General features: G+C 69.1%; 11 protein-coding genes and 1 pseudogene. 4 read left to right on the top strand and 8 right to left on the bottom strand.

The window, feature by feature from the left end:
- Positions 1 to 64: 64 nt before the first annotated feature.
- The gene (locus ACFVXC_RS06910; RefSeq protein ID WP_389902230.1) at positions 65 to 886 is read left to right on the top strand and encodes a class I SAM-dependent methyltransferase; all 822 of its coding nucleotides are present in this window, start codon (positions 65 to 67) and stop codon (positions 884 to 886) included.
- 90 nt (positions 887 to 976) lie between these two features.
- Here the strand turns inward: ACFVXC_RS06910 and ACFVXC_RS06905 are convergent, their stop codons facing one another.
- The 3 genes from ACFVXC_RS06905 to ACFVXC_RS06895 form a co-directional block, all read right to left on the bottom strand.
- Complete coding sequence (locus ACFVXC_RS06905) at positions 977 to 1,576, bottom strand: hypothetical protein (RefSeq protein WP_389902228.1); 600 nt, start codon at positions 1,574 to 1,576, stop codon at positions 977 to 979.
- 194 nt (positions 1,577 to 1,770) lie between these two features.
- Positions 1,771 to 2,382 (bottom strand): hypothetical protein, encoded by a 612-nt coding sequence (locus tag ACFVXC_RS06900; RefSeq protein WP_389902227.1) that lies wholly within the window; start codon positions 2,380 to 2,382, stop codon positions 1,771 to 1,773.
- Between the two features lie 148 nt (positions 2,383 to 2,530).
- Complete coding sequence (locus tag ACFVXC_RS06895) at positions 2,531 to 2,980, bottom strand: DoxX family protein (RefSeq protein WP_389902226.1); 450 nt, start codon at positions 2,978 to 2,980, stop codon at positions 2,531 to 2,533.
- Between the two features lie 192 nt (positions 2,981 to 3,172).
- Here ACFVXC_RS06895 and ACFVXC_RS06890 point away from each other — a divergent pair, with 192 nt between their 5' ends.
- Positions 3,173 to 4,426: an amidohydrolase family protein gene (locus ACFVXC_RS06890; RefSeq protein WP_389902224.1), complete on the top strand. Its 1,254-nt coding sequence runs from the start codon at positions 3,173 to 3,175 to the stop codon at positions 4,424 to 4,426.
- A gap of 149 nt (positions 4,427 to 4,575) precedes the next feature.
- Here ACFVXC_RS06890 and ACFVXC_RS06885 read toward each other — a convergent pair whose 3' ends face one another.
- The 4 genes and pseudogenes from ACFVXC_RS06885 to ACFVXC_RS06870 form a co-directional block, all read right to left on the bottom strand.
- Positions 4,576 to 5,520, bottom strand: a complete 945-nt coding sequence (locus ACFVXC_RS06885; protein ID WP_389902221.1) for an FkbM family methyltransferase — start codon at positions 5,518 to 5,520, stop codon at positions 4,576 to 4,578.
- Positions 5,521 to 6,006: 486 nt separating this feature from the next.
- A pseudogene (locus tag ACFVXC_RS06880) lies at positions 6,007 to 6,759 on the bottom strand (glycosyltransferase family 2 protein); the annotation flags it as partial.
- A 787-nt stretch (positions 6,760 to 7,546) separates the two neighbouring features.
- The gene (locus tag ACFVXC_RS06875; RefSeq protein WP_389902219.1) at positions 7,547 to 11,590 is read right to left on the bottom strand and encodes a hypothetical protein; all 4,044 of its coding nucleotides are present in this window, start codon (positions 11,588 to 11,590) and stop codon (positions 7,547 to 7,549) included.
- A 173-nt stretch (positions 11,591 to 11,763) separates the two neighbouring features.
- The gene (locus ACFVXC_RS06870) at positions 11,764 to 12,294 is read right to left on the bottom strand and encodes a hypothetical protein (protein ID WP_389903057.1); all 531 of its coding nucleotides are present in this window, start codon (positions 12,292 to 12,294) and stop codon (positions 11,764 to 11,766) included.
- Here ACFVXC_RS06870 and ACFVXC_RS06865 point away from each other — a divergent pair.
- Entirely contained in the window at positions 12,176 to 12,478 is a 303-nt protein-coding gene (locus tag ACFVXC_RS06865; protein ID WP_389902999.1) for a hypothetical protein, read from the top strand. The genes ACFVXC_RS06870 and ACFVXC_RS06865 overlap by 119 nt on opposite strands.
- A 296-nt stretch (positions 12,479 to 12,774) precedes the next feature.
- Here the strand turns inward: ACFVXC_RS06865 and ACFVXC_RS06860 are convergent, their stop codons facing one another.
- A complete protein-coding gene (locus ACFVXC_RS06860; RefSeq protein WP_389902216.1) occupies positions 12,775 to 14,214 on the bottom strand; it encodes an FG-GAP and VCBS repeat-containing protein in 1,440 nt (479 codons plus the stop codon).
- 862 nt (positions 14,215 to 15,076) lie between these two features.
- Here ACFVXC_RS06860 and ACFVXC_RS06855 point away from each other — a divergent pair.
- On the top strand, positions 15,077 to 15,685 hold the full coding sequence (locus ACFVXC_RS06855; protein ID WP_389902214.1) for a TetR/AcrR family transcriptional regulator: 609 nt from the start codon (positions 15,077 to 15,079) through the stop codon (positions 15,683 to 15,685).
- Positions 15,686 to 15,838: the final 153 nt, after the last annotated feature.

Raw genomic sequence — 15,838 nt, 5'->3', positions numbered from 1 at the left:
ATACTGCACGCCGGAGCCGACAATCCGCTGGCGAGGGTCCCCAGCCTGTGGATAACTTTCTGGAATGTACTCACCGACCCCGTCCGACTGGCGCGAGGCCAACCGAAGACGCTGGGACGAGCGCGTCCCCCTCCACCTCGCCAGTGACTACTACGACCTCGAAGCCTTCCGCTCCGGCAGTGACCCGCTGCGCGGCTTCGAGCTCGCGGAGGTCGGTGACGTCACCGGGCGCTCGCTGCTCCACCTCCAGTGCCACATCGGCCTGGACACGCTCTCCTGGGCCCGGCACGGCGCCTCCCGCGTGGTCGGGCTCGACTTCTCCGAACCCGCCGTCGAAGCGGCCCGCGACCTCGCCGCAGAGCTCGGCCTCACCGCCGACCGGGCGTCCTTCGTCGCCGCAGACGTGTACGACGCGGCGGACGCGGTGCCCGACTCCTCGTACGACATCGTCTACACCGGAGTGGGCGCCCTGTGCTGGCTCCCCGACATCAGGCGGTGGGCCGAGACCGCCGCGGCGCTCGTCGCGCCCGGCGGCTTCCTCTACCTCGCGGAGTTCCACCCGCTCGCGGACATCCTGGACGACGAGACGGGCTCACGGATCGCGTACGACTATTTCGCGCGCGACGCCTGGATCGACGAGGCCCCCGGCGGCTACGCGGACACGACGACGCCCACGGTCCACAACCGCACCGTGGAATGGCAGCACCCGGTCGGCGAGGTCGTCTCGGCGCTGGCATCGGCCGGCCTGCGCATCGACTTCCTCCACGAGCACGACACCACGCTCTTCGAACGCTTCGGCACCCTCGAACGCCGCGACGGCATCTACCAGTTCCCCGTGGACCGCCCGCGCATCCCCCTCATGTACTCCCTGAAGGCGAGCAAGTAGACGAGCAAGGAGACGAGCACGTAGACGAGCACGAGCAAGGAGACGAGCAAGCAGGGCTAGCGATTCCCGGGAGCGGACTCAGGCGCGCGATCAAGGCATCGGCCGCATCCACCCCTCCCACATCAGCCCGTTCGGCGTCCCCGCCTCGGTCTCTCCCCGCCGGGGCGGCGCCGACGAGCCGGAGCCTGCGGGATCGAACTCGCCGAGCTTCGTCCAGCCCCACGACCGCAGGACCTCCCGCCCCAGATTGTCGTCCGGCTTGATGACGGCGACGACCAGATCTGTGGCGTGCCGTACCAACAGGAGCGTGCGCAGGCGCTCGGAGATGCCCTGGCGCCGGTAGTAGGGCACCACCATCAGCTCGGTCAGGATGAAGACCCGGCCCGAGGCCGTGCTTTCCTCGACCTCCACGGGCAGGACACCGCGAAACCCCTCCCACCAGGAGCCGGAACGCGCGGCGCGGTATCCGTAGAGACAGCCGACCGTGCGCATGCTGCCCGACGCGTCGGCGACGACCATGTCGAAGTCCGGCCGCTGCACGATGTCCTCGAAATCGTGCAGGAACCCCTGCCGGTCCCGGTACTCGGCTCCGGCCTCTCCTTCGTAGGCCTCGACATAGACGTCGGCGATCGATTCCCGCTGCTGCTCCGCCTGCCATCGGCTCAGCCGTCGCAAAAACACCTCTGCCATTTGTTCCTCCGCCCGCCCCCGCCGAGGGGCCCCTCGACACCCCTCGACACCTCTGGACTCCGCATGGTGGCACCACGGAACGGTGAGCGGAACGGGGCGTCGGGTATACATCACGCCGATCAGGCATCGGCACGTAACACCCATGCTACGCAAGCCGGTTGCTCTTCTCGCGCGGTCCCTTGGGTGCGGTCGGGTCAGAAGTGCAGCATCGACATGACCTCGGGACTTCGTACCCCCGTCGACACGGCGGGGACGTCTGTGCCGGGCCGGATCCATCCTGCCCGCTCCGCCGCCACGACGGCGGCCCTCTCCGCCATGTCCGCCTGGGAGTTCAGCTCCTCGTCCGCTCCGAGGTATCTGGCCCCCGCCGCCGACGATGCGGCCAGGGAGGCTTTGAGCGCGGCCTGGCAGGCGGCGAGGGACGGTTCGGCGCCGCCGTCCACGAGTTGCCCCATCTGTGCGGCCTGCGCGGCGGAGGCGGCGGCGTTTCTTGCGCAGCGAGAGTCCGCGGCCGGATCGGGCGCGCTCTCGGAGAGCACGGCGAGGGCCTGCGCCGCCACGCGCGCGGCGTGAGCGGCCTTCCAGACGGCGTTCTCGTCGGCTGCGGAGCCGGACGGTTGCCCTCCTGTCCCTCCTGTCTCTCCTGTCCCTCCCACTCCTCCCGCCTTTCCCGTCCCTCCCGCGCCGCGCTCGATGTAGTGGCTCATCGCCGCCGCCCGGGCTGCCGCGCTCTCGGCTCGGGCGGCGTGGCCCTGTCTGAGGGCGGCCGCCTCCGGCTCGTACGTCTCCTGGTCGCGTTCGCTCATCGGCCTCTCCTCAGTTCCTCAGTCCGTAGCGGGCGGAAGTTCCTCAGTCCGTAGCGGGCGGATGTGCCGGGCAGGGTGGCATGCCGGGGCACAACAGACCAGACAGGTGCGCGAGACAGGGGCGCGAGGCCCGGACGGCTTCGAGCGTCTACGTGAAGAGCCCGAAGGCGTGGTCGAGGGACCAGACCTGCCAGGACATCCCGAAGAGCGCGACTGTGGAGATCAGCGCCATCATCAGGTTCTGCCCCTGCTCGCCCCAGTCGTGGATCATCAGCACCAGGTAGATCAGGTTGAGCACGAGTCCGCCGATGAGGGCGATCGGCGTGAGGAGTCCGACGATCAGGCCGAGGCCGAGGGCCAGTTCCGCGTAGGCGACGACGTACGCCATCGTGCGAGGCCGGGGCTTCACCACGACATCGAAGCCCGATCGCACGAAGGTCCAGCGGTGTTTGTCCGCGATGCCCGCCGCCCAGTCGATCCCGCCGCCGGTGAACCAGGTCTTCTTGTCCTTGTGGCGCCAACTCTCCAGCCACCACAGGCCGAGCCCGATCCGGAGCACGGCGACCCACTCGGCTCCGGTGAGCCACATCGTCTCCATCGGGCGTCCTCCCTCAAATTGACCTGCGGTGCCGCAAACTGACGAGCCGTCAGTTCAGCGGATCCGGCGCGATCGCGCAAGAGGCCGAGTTTCAGGAGAGCTGTTGCCGTCGCCGGGGTGAGCCCATAACCTCAATCTGATGGTCCGTCAGATGTCAGCTAGGGAAACCGGCAGGTAGTAGGGGGCACAGCAGTGGACAACAACGAGGTCGGGGCCGAGAAAGCCAAGGAACTCCCCCGCGTCATCAGCGTGGACGACCACGTGATCGAACCCGCGCACCTCTTCGAGAAGTGGCTCCCGAGCAAGTACCGCGACCGGGGCCCCAAGCCCTTCACCGCGGGTATCGGCGAGCTCGAGTACATCGGTGGCAAGTACAAGTTCACGACGGACCCGGAAGGGCAGGTCACCGACTGGTGGGAGTACGAGGGAGAGATCTTCCCGTACAAGCGCATCATCGCCGCCGTCGGATTCTCCCGGGACGAGATGACGCTCGACGGCATCACGCGCGAGCAGATGCGCCGCGGCTGCTGGGACCCGAAGGCCCGCCTCGCGGACATGGACATCAACCATGTCGAGGCCTCCCTCTGCTTCCCGACCTTCCCGCGCTTCTGCGGGCAGACCTTCTCCGAGGCCAAGGACAGGGAGGTCGGGCTCGCCTGCGTCCGGGCGTACAACGACTGGATGGTGGAGGAGTGGTGCGGTGACAGCGGCGGAAGGCTGATCCCGCTCTGCCTCATCCCGCTGTGGGACGTGCACCTCGCCGTCGCCGAGATCAAGCGCAATGCCGCTCGCGGCGTGCGGGCCGTGACCTTCAGCGAGATTCCCACGCACCTTGGCCTTCCATCGATCCACTCCGGCTACTGGGACCCGTTCTTCGCCGCGTGCGAGGAGACCGGCACCGTCGTGAACATGCACATCGGTTCGTCGTCGCAGATGCCGGCCGCGTCGCCCGACGCGCCCCCGGCCGTTCAGGCCTCGCTGAGCTTCAACAACGCGATGGCGTCGATGATGGACTTCCTCTTCTCCGGGGTCCTGGTGAAGTTCCCGCGCCTCAAACTCGCCTACAGCGAGGGGCAGATGGGGTGGATCCCGTACGCCCTGGAGCGCGCCGACGACGTATGGGAAGAGCACCGGGCCTGGGGCGGCGTCAAGGACTTGATCCCCGAGCCCCCGTCGACGTACTACTACCGGCAGATCTTCTGCTGCTTCTTCCGGGACAAGCACGGCGTCGACTCGATCGAGACCGTCGGGGTCGACAACGCCACCTTCGAGACCGACTACCCCCACGTCGACTCGACGTGGCCGCACACGAAGCAGGTGGCTGAGGACCACGTCGGCCACCTCCCCGAGGAAGTCGCCTACAAGCTGCTCCGCGGGAACGCGATCCGCATGCTGGACCTCGCGTTCGACCGGGACCGGAACCGGAACCGGAACCGGAACCTGTAGGGCGTCGGCCGGGACCGGAGCCGGGGCCGGGGCCTGTAGGGCGTCGGCCGGGCGGTGGATCCGGAGGCCTGGCCTGGGTCCGGGTCCGGGCCAGGAGTTGGGCGTCCGATCTGATTCCGGGTCTGTCCGGTTCCGGGTTCTGATCCAGGTCAGCCCAGGGTCTCCGCGTCGACCCGCGAGAACACCAGCTCGCTCTCGCCGACGATGGGGCCGCGCCATCGCGTCGGGGGCTCCGGTCGGCGGAGGGCGTGGGGGTAGTTCTCGGGCCGGTAGTCGGTGGGCAGCCGGTAGGTGTGGAAGCCGTGCCGCGCCATCGTCTCCATCAACTCATCGATGGAATCGCCCAGTTGCGCCATGCGGCCCGGGGTCACCTCCACGGCGATCTCCACCTCCGGGCGGAGCCGGCCCAGGGCGGGGGCAAGACCTCGGATGACGCCGCCCTCGGCGCCCTCGACGTCGATCTTGATCACGCGGACCCTGGCGAGTTCGTCCTCGTCCAGGCTCTCGTCCAGGAGCTCGGGCAGGGGCCGGGCCTTCATCTCGAAGCTCGACTCGGCCGGACCGTCGTACGGGACGATCGAGTTCGCGCCCATGTTGTTCGAGCTGGCGAGCACGAAGGTCAGCGTCTTGTGGCTGTCGGAGACCGCCGCGTTGACCGCGCGGACGTTGTGGCAGCCGTTGAGCTCGGCGTGCCGCAGCAGGCGGTCGTGGAAGGTGGGGGACGCCTCGATGGCCACCACCCGCCCCGTGCCGCCGACGAGACGCGAGCCCAGAACCGCGAAGTAGCCGATGTTGGCGCCCACGTCGACGAACGTGTCCCCGGCGCCCAGACGGCTCTGCAGCCACCGCGTCATGTGCGGCTCCCACACCCCGTACAGGCTGATGAACCGCTGGATGAGGTCGCGCGAGTCGCAGGCGAAGCGGGCGTCGAACCGCGCCTCGACCACGCGCTGACGTGGATGGTCGCGCAGGTACGGGTTGAGGTAGCGGGCAGCGAGCGGGCCCTTGAGCAGCGAGCCGGGCGCGTTGCGTACGTAGCCGCGGCCGAGGGTGGCGAGAAGCTCCGACGTGCGGCGGGGGGTGGCGGGAGGCATAGCCGTGACCGTACGAGTCGGGCGGCGACCGCGGCAAGATCGATATTGCCCGCCGACCATCAATACAAGCCACCAATGCACGCCATCGATACAGGCCGGTCATGGGCGTCAGTGATGCAGGAAGCCGAGGACCATGGCGAGGCAGGCGGCGCACCCGGCATGGGCGACGACGAGGAGGGCCCATTCGCCGACCGGCATCCGCCACCGGCTGCGGACGACGAGCCGCCACTCGTACGCCGCGATCCCCACGGCCACAGCGAACAGCGACGCCCAGAGCAGGGGCCACCAGGGCCAGACGCCGCCGAAGCGGAGGATCAGGGCGACCACGCCGAAGAGGAACACGGCAGGGAACCACGTTGGTGCCTCAGCGTCTCCCTCTCCCTCTCCCTCTCCCTCTCCCTCTCCCTCTGATTCTCCCGTCATCTCACCGGCGGACGCGGACGCGGACGCGGACTCGGCGCCGCTCGGATCATGGCTTTCGACATCGGCGGGATAGCTCCACCGGAGGCGGCCAAGGGCTCGCGCCCTGGCCTCGACCACCGCCATACGGGCCTCGCGCTCCGCCCTGTCGAGGTGCGAGGCCTGGCCGGTCGCCTGGCCATCCCACTTGCGGTAGAGCAAGCCGACCTCGGACGAGAACCAGCCCCGGGACGTCGAGTTGAGCGCGAGCAGGAGACCCGTGTCCTCGGACGCGGGCAGGGCCATCCAGCCTCCCAGGGCGACGAGCAGCTCGCGGCGGACGAAGAGCGTCGCCGGATGGACCTGCGCGAGGTAGTCGTGGGACGCCCAGTAGTCGAGTACCTCCTGGCGTTCCACCGGCCCGTTCACGGGGTCGCCGGGGAAACCGGCGGTGGATCCGTCGGGGAGCAGGTCGAGCACGCGTGACGTCGCCCAGCCGATGGTTCGATCGGCTTCGAGGGCCGCGAGGTCGCGGGCCAGCGCACCCGGCGCGAGCTGGTCGTCGGCGTCCAGGACCTTGATGTACTCGCCGTCCGCGTGGGCCAGGGCGATGGTTCGTGCGACACCGGGGCCTCCCGCGCGGCCCTGTTTGAACGTGATCCGGTCGTCGCCGTCGGGGACGTGGGGCGCGACCTGGTCGGTCGTCCCGTCCTCCTGGATCAGCCAGTGCCACTCCCAGCCCGCGGGCAACTCCTGCTCGCTCAGGGACCTGTACGCGTCAGCAAGAAAGCGCGCCGACGGCGCATGGACGGCAGTGACGATGACGATGCGCCGGCTCACGGCTCACCACCCTTTCCAAGTGCGTCGTGGGAGTGTCGGTGTCGTACGGGGTCTTGAGCGACACACCATACGAGCGGCGCACCACGCGGGTGACACACCATACGAGCGGCGCACCACGCGAGTGCACACCATACGACCGAGGTGTAATCGGGCCCGGTTCGAAAACAAGCGAGCGGGCCTGATCTGCGAAATGCGAGACCCGCCCTTCAAGAAGCATGGCCCTACCACCCAGTTGGCCCGTGGATAGTTCACCGACCGCCGGGGAAGGGGAAGTGGCCTATTGCCTCAATTTCAACTTCCTGTCCCGTCGCCCTGAAAGCAGCGTGGCACTGGATGCCTCGATCAGGCACTGAACGCCTCTTGGGCAATGGGCTCACGGCAGCGCGCCGAGCAGCCACCGAGCAGCGCGCCGAGCAGCCACCGAGCCACCATCGAGCGACCTATCGAGATGCCACCGCTGGGCCGGATCATGAAAATGCCCGACCGCTGGCGACGGGGGATGCACCAGCGATCGGGCTGTGGCCAACCGTAACAAGGCTCCGCGTGTAGAGGGGAGCAACTCTCGAACTGAAATGCGGAGTTGTGACCGGGATCACGCGGCATGATTCGTGGGGGAGAGGCCGCGAACCGCCACTCGCCTGCCCATATACCGCCTACCCGCCACCTGCCTACTCGGCCACCCGCCACCTGCCTACTCGGCCACCCGACGACTTGCCTACTCGGCCACCCGGCGACTCGCCTACTCGGCGACTCGCCTACTCGGCGACTCGCCTACTCGGCGACTTGCCTACTCGTCGCAAGGCGGCGCGTACGAGAGGCGGGGCAGATACTCGTCCCACTTTTCCCGTGTCAGTACGTCCCGAGTGGTTGAGCAGATGCGGCGAATCGCCTCGTCCGTGTCCAAGTTCCAAAGCCGGACGGTATCCGTACCGCTGGAAACTCCGAGCATCTGGCCCTGGGGGCTGAACGACAGGAAACCGCCCGTCTTGGAGTTGGGGCTCATCGACTGACCGATGGGAGCGGCCTTGGAGGGCTGGGCGATGTCCCAGAGGCGGACCGTGTTGTCGTTGCCGCCACTCGCCAGGGTGTGGCCGTCCCGGCTGAACGTCAGTGACATCACCGCGTCGGTGTGCCCCGTGAGGGAGTTGCCGAGCTGCTTCGCCTTGAGCGGGTCGGTGATGTCCCAGAGCCGGACCGTGCCGTCGTCGCTGCCGCTGGCGAGCGTGCGGCCGTCCTGGCTGTGGTCGAGCGTGTTGATGGGGCCCAGGTGCCCCGTGAGAGGCGTACCGAGGCGGGTGGCGTGGCGCCGGTCGGCCACGTTCCAGAGCCGGATGGTGCTGTCCGCGCTGCCGCTGGCGAGCGTGCGGCCGTCGGTGCTGAAGGAGAGGGCGTTGACGTAGCCCTTGTGGCCGGTGAGCGGCTTACCGAGCGGTCGGAGGCGAGAGGGCTTGCTGACGTCCCACAGCTGGATGGTGCGGTCGGTGTGGGCGGTGGCGAGGGTGTTCCCGTCCGGGCTGAAGGCCAGCGCGGCCGCGAAACGCGTCCGCAGCGCGACGGGCGGCCCGTAGGGGACGGGCCTGGCCGGGTCGGCGACGTTCCACAGCTGCACCGCGCGGCTGCCCGTAAGGACCGCGAGTGTGTCGCCGTCGGGGGAGAACACCGGTGAACGCACGTCCCCGTCCCAGGGTTTGAACGGTTTGCTCAGCGACACGGGCTTGTTGGGGTGCTCCACGTTCCACAGCCGTACCTGCTCGTCGCGCGCGGCCGTGGCGAGCACCTTCCCGTCGGGGCGGAACGCACCGATCTGGCCGATCATGTCGGACGTCGGTATCGACCACAGGCGGACCTTGTTGTCGCCGCTCCCCGTGGCGAGAGTCCGCCCGTCGGGGCTGAAGCCGAGGGCGTACATCTCTCCGCTGCTGCCCGCGAGAGGCTCGCCGACCTGCGAAGAGTGCGCCGGATCACGGACGTTCCACAGGCTCGCCGTACCGTCCGCGCTGGCGGCCGCGAGCATGGTTCCGGCGGGGTTGAAGGTCACGGACCACACGGCGCCGGTGTGGCCGGTGAGCGCACCGCCGAGCGATTTCCCATGGCGTGGGTCGGTCACGTTCCAGAGCCGGATGGTGTTGTCCCTGCTGCCGCTGGCGAGCGTGCGGCCGTCGGGGCTGAAGGCCACGGAGTGCACCGTGCCGGTATGGCCGCTCAGCACCTTCGCGATCGGCTTGGGGCGACGCGGGTCGACCACGTTCCACAGTCTGATCTTGCCGCTGTCGCCACCGGACGCCAGCGTCCGTCCGTCGGGGCTGAAGGCCACGGAGCGCACGGCGGCGGTGTGGCCGGACAAGGCACCGAGTGCCTTCGGCCGCCTCGGGTTCCGCACATTCCACAGCCGCACGTGGTGATCGTCATGGGCGGAGGCCAGCGTCCGCCCGTCCGGGCTGAAGGCGACCAGGTAGATCGCGCCGCCGTGAGGGTCCATGGGCGAACCCAGCGGGCGCGGGTGGCCGGGATCCCGGACGTCCCAGAGCCGGACCGTGCCGTCGTCCGATCCGGTGGCGAGGGTGTCGCCGTCCGGACTGAAGACCGCGCTGCTGACCCAACTCGTATGTCCGGTGAGGGGTTTGCCCAGGGGCTTGGGGCGCGACGGGTCCGATACGTTCCACAGCCGTACGGTCCTGTCGTAGCTGGCGGTGGCCAGGAGCCCTCCGTTGGGGCTGAAGGAGGTGAGGTAGACGGCGCCCTTGTGGCCCAGGAGCGGGGTGGCCAGCGGTGCGTTCACGATCGAGAGCAGGCGGTTCTTCGCGCCCGCGTCCTCCGGCCGCAGATTGTGTGCCACCAGATCCAGCTGAGCGGAGAGGGACGGGTCCGTGTGCTGGGCGCGATCGGCCTCGGCGACCACCTGCTGGAACACGGCGTCGTCCCGCTGCCGCCACGCGACCACCGCCGATACGACGGCCACCATGGCAAGCACGACCAGAGCCGCCACCGCGCCCCGGGTGATCAGGACCGTACGCCGACGGAGTCTGGCGGACGCGGCCACGAACTCCACCGCACCTCTGGTCAGAAAGGTGCCGCCGGCGGTCTTCGTCCAGGCACGGGCCTGTTCGAGTCGGGAGCCCCGGTAGAGCAGCGACGTATCGCGGCCGGAGTCCTCCCAGGTCCTGCCGTCCTCCTCCAGGCGTTGGCGCAGGAGGTTGTCGTTCCTGTCCTCGTCGATCCAGTCGCGCAGCCGGGGCCAGGCGTGGAGCAGCGCCTCATGCGTGATCTCCACGGCCTCCGCGTCGAGGGTCACAAGACGGGCGCGGACCAGCGCTTCGAGCGATTCCTCCGTCTTGCCGGGGTCGCTCGACTCCTCCGCCAGTTTGCGCCGCGTCCCGCGCCTACGGGTGGTCTGGGTGTCCTCGCCGAGTCTGACCAGCCTGAGGAGGAGCAGCCTGGCGGCCGTGCGTGCCGCCGGGTCGAGGCCGGACCAGGCGCGTTCGGCGCTCGCCGCGACGGCTCCCTGGATCCCGCCCGCCGCGCGGTAGCCGGCCAGCGTCAGCCGGCCCGTCTTCCGCCGCTGCCACGTGGCGAGCAGGGCGTGGGAGAGGAGAGGCAGCACTCCGGCGTCGTGCGCGCCGCGGGGCCCGTCCGTACTCACTTCCCGGACGATCAGTTCCACGAGCCCCGGTTCGAGTTCGAGCCCCACGGCCTTGGCGGGTCCTGTCACCGCGTCGCGCAGCTCCTGCGTGGTCAGCGGCCCGAGCACCATGTGCCGGTGCTGCAGGGCGTCGGCGAGTTCGGGATGCGCGAGGCACTGCTCGTAGAAGTCGGCGCGTATGCCGAGGACCACGAGTGCGGGAGCCGGGCCACCGGCGTCGACCGGGCCACCGGCGTCGATGGGAGAGCAGGCGGCCTGGAGGACCTGAATGAAAGTGCGCCTGCTCGTATCGTCGGAGGAGAGGGTGAACGTCTCCTCGAACTGATCCACGATGACGACCGGGCGGGCGGCGGACGAGGTCTCGCGCCGCGCCCACGCGGCGACGGACTCCCGCACGGCCTCCGCGAATCGCGGAGCACCGTGCTCCTGCGCGGCCGTGTCCTCCAGGAGGGAGATGGCGTGCGCGAGCTCGGGTATGTGGCGGGTGAGCTCCGCGAGAGGATCGCTTCCCGGTACGAGTTGCAGTACCGGGCCCGCGTTCCCGTTCTCGTCTCCCAGTTCACCGTTCTGCAGCGTGGGCACCAGGCCGGCGTTCAGGAGGGAGGACTTCCCCGCCCCCGACGCGCCCACGAGCATGACGAGGCCACCCGTCTTCTCGGCGGCGCGAAGCTGGGCGACGAGGGCATCCGTGCTGCGGTCGCGCCCGAAGAACCACCGGGAGTCCTCCTGGCGGTACGAAGCAAGCCCGCGGTAGGGACACACACTGGTGACGGCTGCTGGAGCGTCACCCGGAAGCTCCTCGCCCGCGCCTCCCCCTGCTGGGGATGTCGGGGCGGCGACGCGACCACTGACCGGGTCGGCCACCGCGCGCTCCCACAGGAGCTGCCACTGGGCGATGTCGTACAGACCCGTGGACACCGGCGCGGGCCGTTCGCGACGTGCTTCGGGTATCAGGACATGAAGTACCGCTGCGAGGACAGCGAACTGGGCAGGCACGTTCCTCGCCCGCCGCCAGTCGCTGATCCGCTGGGCGGACACCCGGACGGTCCGCCCTCGTTCGTCGACCCGCTGATGCCGGACGACCGCCTCGGCCACGCGTTGGAGGGGAGGGTTGCCTGCTTCCTTGTACAGCAGCGCGAGACGTTCCGCGAAGGCTGTACGAGCCCCTGAGTCGGAACTCAAGGCGTCCACCCCTTACTCCTCCGCACCTGTATATCCGGACCGGAAAACTCACTTTATACGGCTGACCTGCGGTTAAGGCGTCCGGACAGAGGCAGTACCTCCCCGTCCGGGGCCCAGGCTGACAGGATCACGAAGCGGTAGCGAACCAATCGCGCAGCGTCAGACCAGGTCACCAGCTCGTGCTACCCGCAGGGGTGACCTCTGACGCCGCAGAACCTCGACTGGTTTCCACCGAGCACATCCGGACCGTATCCGCCTTGCCTGTGGATCCGGCCCGTAGATCCGTACTCGACCCGCGCCGATAGGCCGATACGGCACGGGACGAAGCCGCCCACGTCGTTCGGCACCGGTCCCCACAGGGGAGGGACCGGCGCCGAAACGACGTGGAGCGTGAAGAGCTCCCGCCGCACAGTGACCGGCGGGCAGGATGGCCTCATGACAAAACTGTCCGCACGGTCGTCGGTCCGGTTGGTCCGATCGGTCTGGTCGGTCCGGTCGGTCCGGTCGGTCCCATCGGCCCGTAGTACTTCCACCGGTTCGGTCCTGTCGTTGTGGTCACAGGACTCTGTGTTGTCGATCGGCTCAGTGGGTTCGGTGCTGTCCGTGGGGTCCGTCGGTTCGGCGTTGTCGATCGGCTCGATCGGAAGCGCCCTGTCGGCCGGCTCGATCGGTTCTTCCTTGTCGCTGATCTCAACGGGGTCGTGGCTGAGCACGGGCTCGTTGTTCTCCGCGCAGTCACGGTGGTCGGTGCTGTCCTGGCGTTCTTCCGGCGGGTTCCTGGCGGTGGGGGCGGCGGCGGGAGGCGTCCTGCTGGTGGCCCAACTGCTGCAGGGCTCCCACAAGCTGCAGGGCTCCCACAAGCTGCTGGGCTCCGGCAAAGGGAATCAGGCCCGTTAAGCAGGCCTGTTAATCGGGCCTGATAGTCGGGCTCGTTAATCAGGCCCGGTACTGATCTCCCAGTACCGGGCCCGTCACCTCTCTCAGCACCGGAGGATCCGTCACCGGAGTCTCAGTGCCCGCGTCGCAGGAGTCTCAGCGAGTCGTCCACGCTGTCGCCGTCGAAGTCGCCCGCGGCCACGTCGTAGCCGGTGGCCATGTGGTAGCCGGTGGCCACGTCGTAGCCGGGGGCCGGGGACTTCCAGAACTCCCGCGGCGCCGAGCCGTCATGAGCGGGCGAGGGGACAAGCGGATGCCTAGAGCCCCAGCACCTCGCCGTACTTGATGGCGCCGTGGGGCAGCGCGAAGCCGAACGGGGTCAGCGACTTGCCCAGCGGGTAGGTCTCCTCTGTGCTGCTCGGAGCGAACCAGACGCCGCCCGACCTGGTCTCACCGGCGTTCTCCCCGGGCGCGCTCACAGCGGTGTCCCACAGCCCGTCGCGGTTGTAGTCGCCGACGGCCACCTGGGCGCCGAAGCGGTCACCGGCCTCGGCCGTGCCGGGCATGTTCGGGGTGCTCTGGCTGCGGGCCAGACCGCCGTGGAGGCCGTGCTCCGTACCGTTCATGGTGACGTAGCCGCCCGCGTCCTTCACGGTGCCCACGTCCTCGCCGGGCACGCCGACCACGAGTTCCGGGCGGCTGTCGCCGTTCAGATCACCGGCGGCCAGCGCGGCGCCGAAGTCGTCGCCCTCCTCGGCGGCGCCGCCGACATCCGGGTTGGACTGCGTGACGCACTCGTTCTCGGTGCCGAAGGACGCGGTCTTCGAGCCCTTGAGCAGGAGCACCGCACCGCCGAGCCGGTTCTCGCAATGCGTGGTCTCCGACTCCGGGTTGGGCTGTACGAGGCCGACCGCGAGGTCGTCCGTGCCGTCACGGTCGAAGTCGGCGGCGGCGAGCGCGCTGCCGCGGTCGGCGTCGGCCCACCACTGGGCGGGCTTGGCCTGGTCGTCCCAGCGCGTGATGAAGGTGCTGGAGTCCTCCATGCCCTTCCAGGTGGTGGCGAGGTCGTCCCGGCCGTCGCCGTCGAAGTCGCCGGTGGCCAGGTCGCTCGTTCTGCCGCCCATGCCGTAGCTGCGCAGGGTGGTGGTGGCCACCGGGTCGGCGGTGAGCGGCCCCGGGCGGAACCGGAGCGACCCGCGCTCCTCGCTGTTCTCGCCGTATACGAGGTCGGTGTCGCCGTCGCCGTCGTAGTCGCCCGTGGCGATGGTGCCGCCGATGCCGCTGAACTCGGACGTGCCCCTGGCCACGGTGGTGCCCTTGACGTTCCACTCCGAGCCGTCCAGGACGGTGATGGTGCCCTCGCTGCCGAACTGCTCGGAGTTGAGCGTCTCGCCGCTCGCGCCGACGACGAGCTCGAAGACGCCGTCGCCGTTCACGTCGACGGGCGCCACGGAGGAGCCGAACCGGTCGCCCGCCTCGGGCGTACCGGGTATGCCCGCCTCGGCCTGGCTGATGACGCCGGAGGACTGATTCGGGCTCTGCGGCCCGCCATAGATCACGCTGACGTAGCCGGCCTTGGCCTTGCCGTCCACGGTGGCGTTCGGCATGCCGACCGCGATGTCCGCGTATCCGTCACCGTTGAAGTCGAACCGCGGAGTCGTCGTGACAGCCGCGGCGCTCCCGGCGAGCGGCAGGGTCAGACCTGCGGCTGTGAGCGCCGCTACGGCGGCGGTGGCGGCCAGGGTACGTGCACGCACGGTGGAACTCCCTTGATCGAGGGGGGAAATGAGAGAGGGAATCGCGAGAGGGAATCGAGAGGGGTGAGGCCTTCTGGGGATGTGACTCATGAGGGGTACGAAGAGTTGTGCGAAGGTGGCTACGCGGTGAACACGGCTCACTTCGGCCCACTTCGGGCCCACTTCGGCTCGCTCCCGGTCTGCGCTCCCGGGGCCCCGGAAGCACCGTGAGGGCACCGCGGCGCCCGTGGCCGGCCCTTGGCATGGCCCGTTGTCCCGACGGGAAGGAGCTTCACCTGTCCGGCGGGTGTCCGGCGGGGATCCGCAGCGGCCGTTGCGTCCTTCGAGCAACTGGCCCGCGAATGGACGGCCCGGCATGCCGCGGAGCATACGAGGGGAGGCCCGATCGGCGAGGTCGGCAGCACCGTGGTGAACGACAGCGCGGGTCGCGCACAGCGTCCCGGTGGCCGAGGTACAGGCGGGGCCCGCGCTGAGCGGTCATTTGTTCTAGCTGGGATCGCTCTTCCGACCGGCAGGATATGTGTACCGCGCACGCGCCTGGCGGCCCGGACACTCGATACCCCGCTTCCGCAGGGCGGCGAGAGTGTGCTGACGACCTGCCCGACGACCTGCCCGACGACCTGGGCGGCGACGCGGCGAGGTGTGGAACAAGGACTGCGCCACTGGTCTGTCGCTCGACGTCCCGCACGCGTGCCTCAAGTTGGCGATCACCCGACCAGCCGCGATACGACGGAACCCGCAACCGCCCTGGGCCAGTGCGAATCCCCTTTCCTGCCGGGTGCCGTGGTGCGGGTCGGCTCGTTGAGTGGGGCGGAGGTTCCTCGTCTCGGAACACCGGGTCGGTGGATGTACCGTCTGTCCCATGGAACGGCCCTCACAACAGCGGCGAGCTCAGCATGCGGCAATAACGCACGAGGCCATTATCGATGCAGCCAGGCGCCTCTTCGTGGAACGAGGGTATTTCGCCACCACGGTCCAGGACATCGCCAAGCTCGCGGACCTTTCTCCGGCCACCGTGTACGCGGTTGCCGGAGGAAAACAGGGGATGATCACCGAGCTGGCCAAACGATGGGCGGACTCGAGCGTGCTGGGCGAGAGTTTGCGAGCGCTCCCGACGCTCAACGTTCCTTTCGAAGTCGTACGTTATGTTGCGCAGGCCAGCCGCGCGGTGCGGGAGCAGCACGGGGACACGATGCGCATCCTGCTGGCGACGGCTCCGAGCCATCCGCAGATCGCGCAAGAACTGGAAGCGTCCACGGGTCGCTACCGCGGCACGATCAGGAAGGTCGCCGAGCACCTTGACGGTCTCGGCGTGCCGGGTGGTGCGCGGTTCATCGACGACGTGCTGTGGTTCTATTTCGGATACAGCGGCTATTTCACCCTGCACGACGACAATGACTGGGAGTACGAGCGGGCGCAGGAATGGCTTCTCGACCGGTGCGTCGAAGCCTTGGGCGTCGAGCGTCCTTAGCCGCTCAAAGCCGCTCAAAGCCGCTCCAAGCCGCTCCCCCGACATCACCGAGCTCCTCGCCACCGGCGCGCCCATCGACACGCCGTTTTCTTCGTGGGTGATGACCCCGCTCCGTGGATTGTCCGGGTGGGGATGGGCCATCACCCGTGCGGG

It is taken from the genome of Streptomyces sp. NPDC058257 (assembly GCF_042881845.1).
Classification (GTDB): domain Bacteria; phylum Actinomycetota; class Actinomycetes; order Streptomycetales; family Streptomycetaceae; genus Streptomyces.
This window is presented reverse-complemented; position numbering and strand designations above follow the sequence as displayed.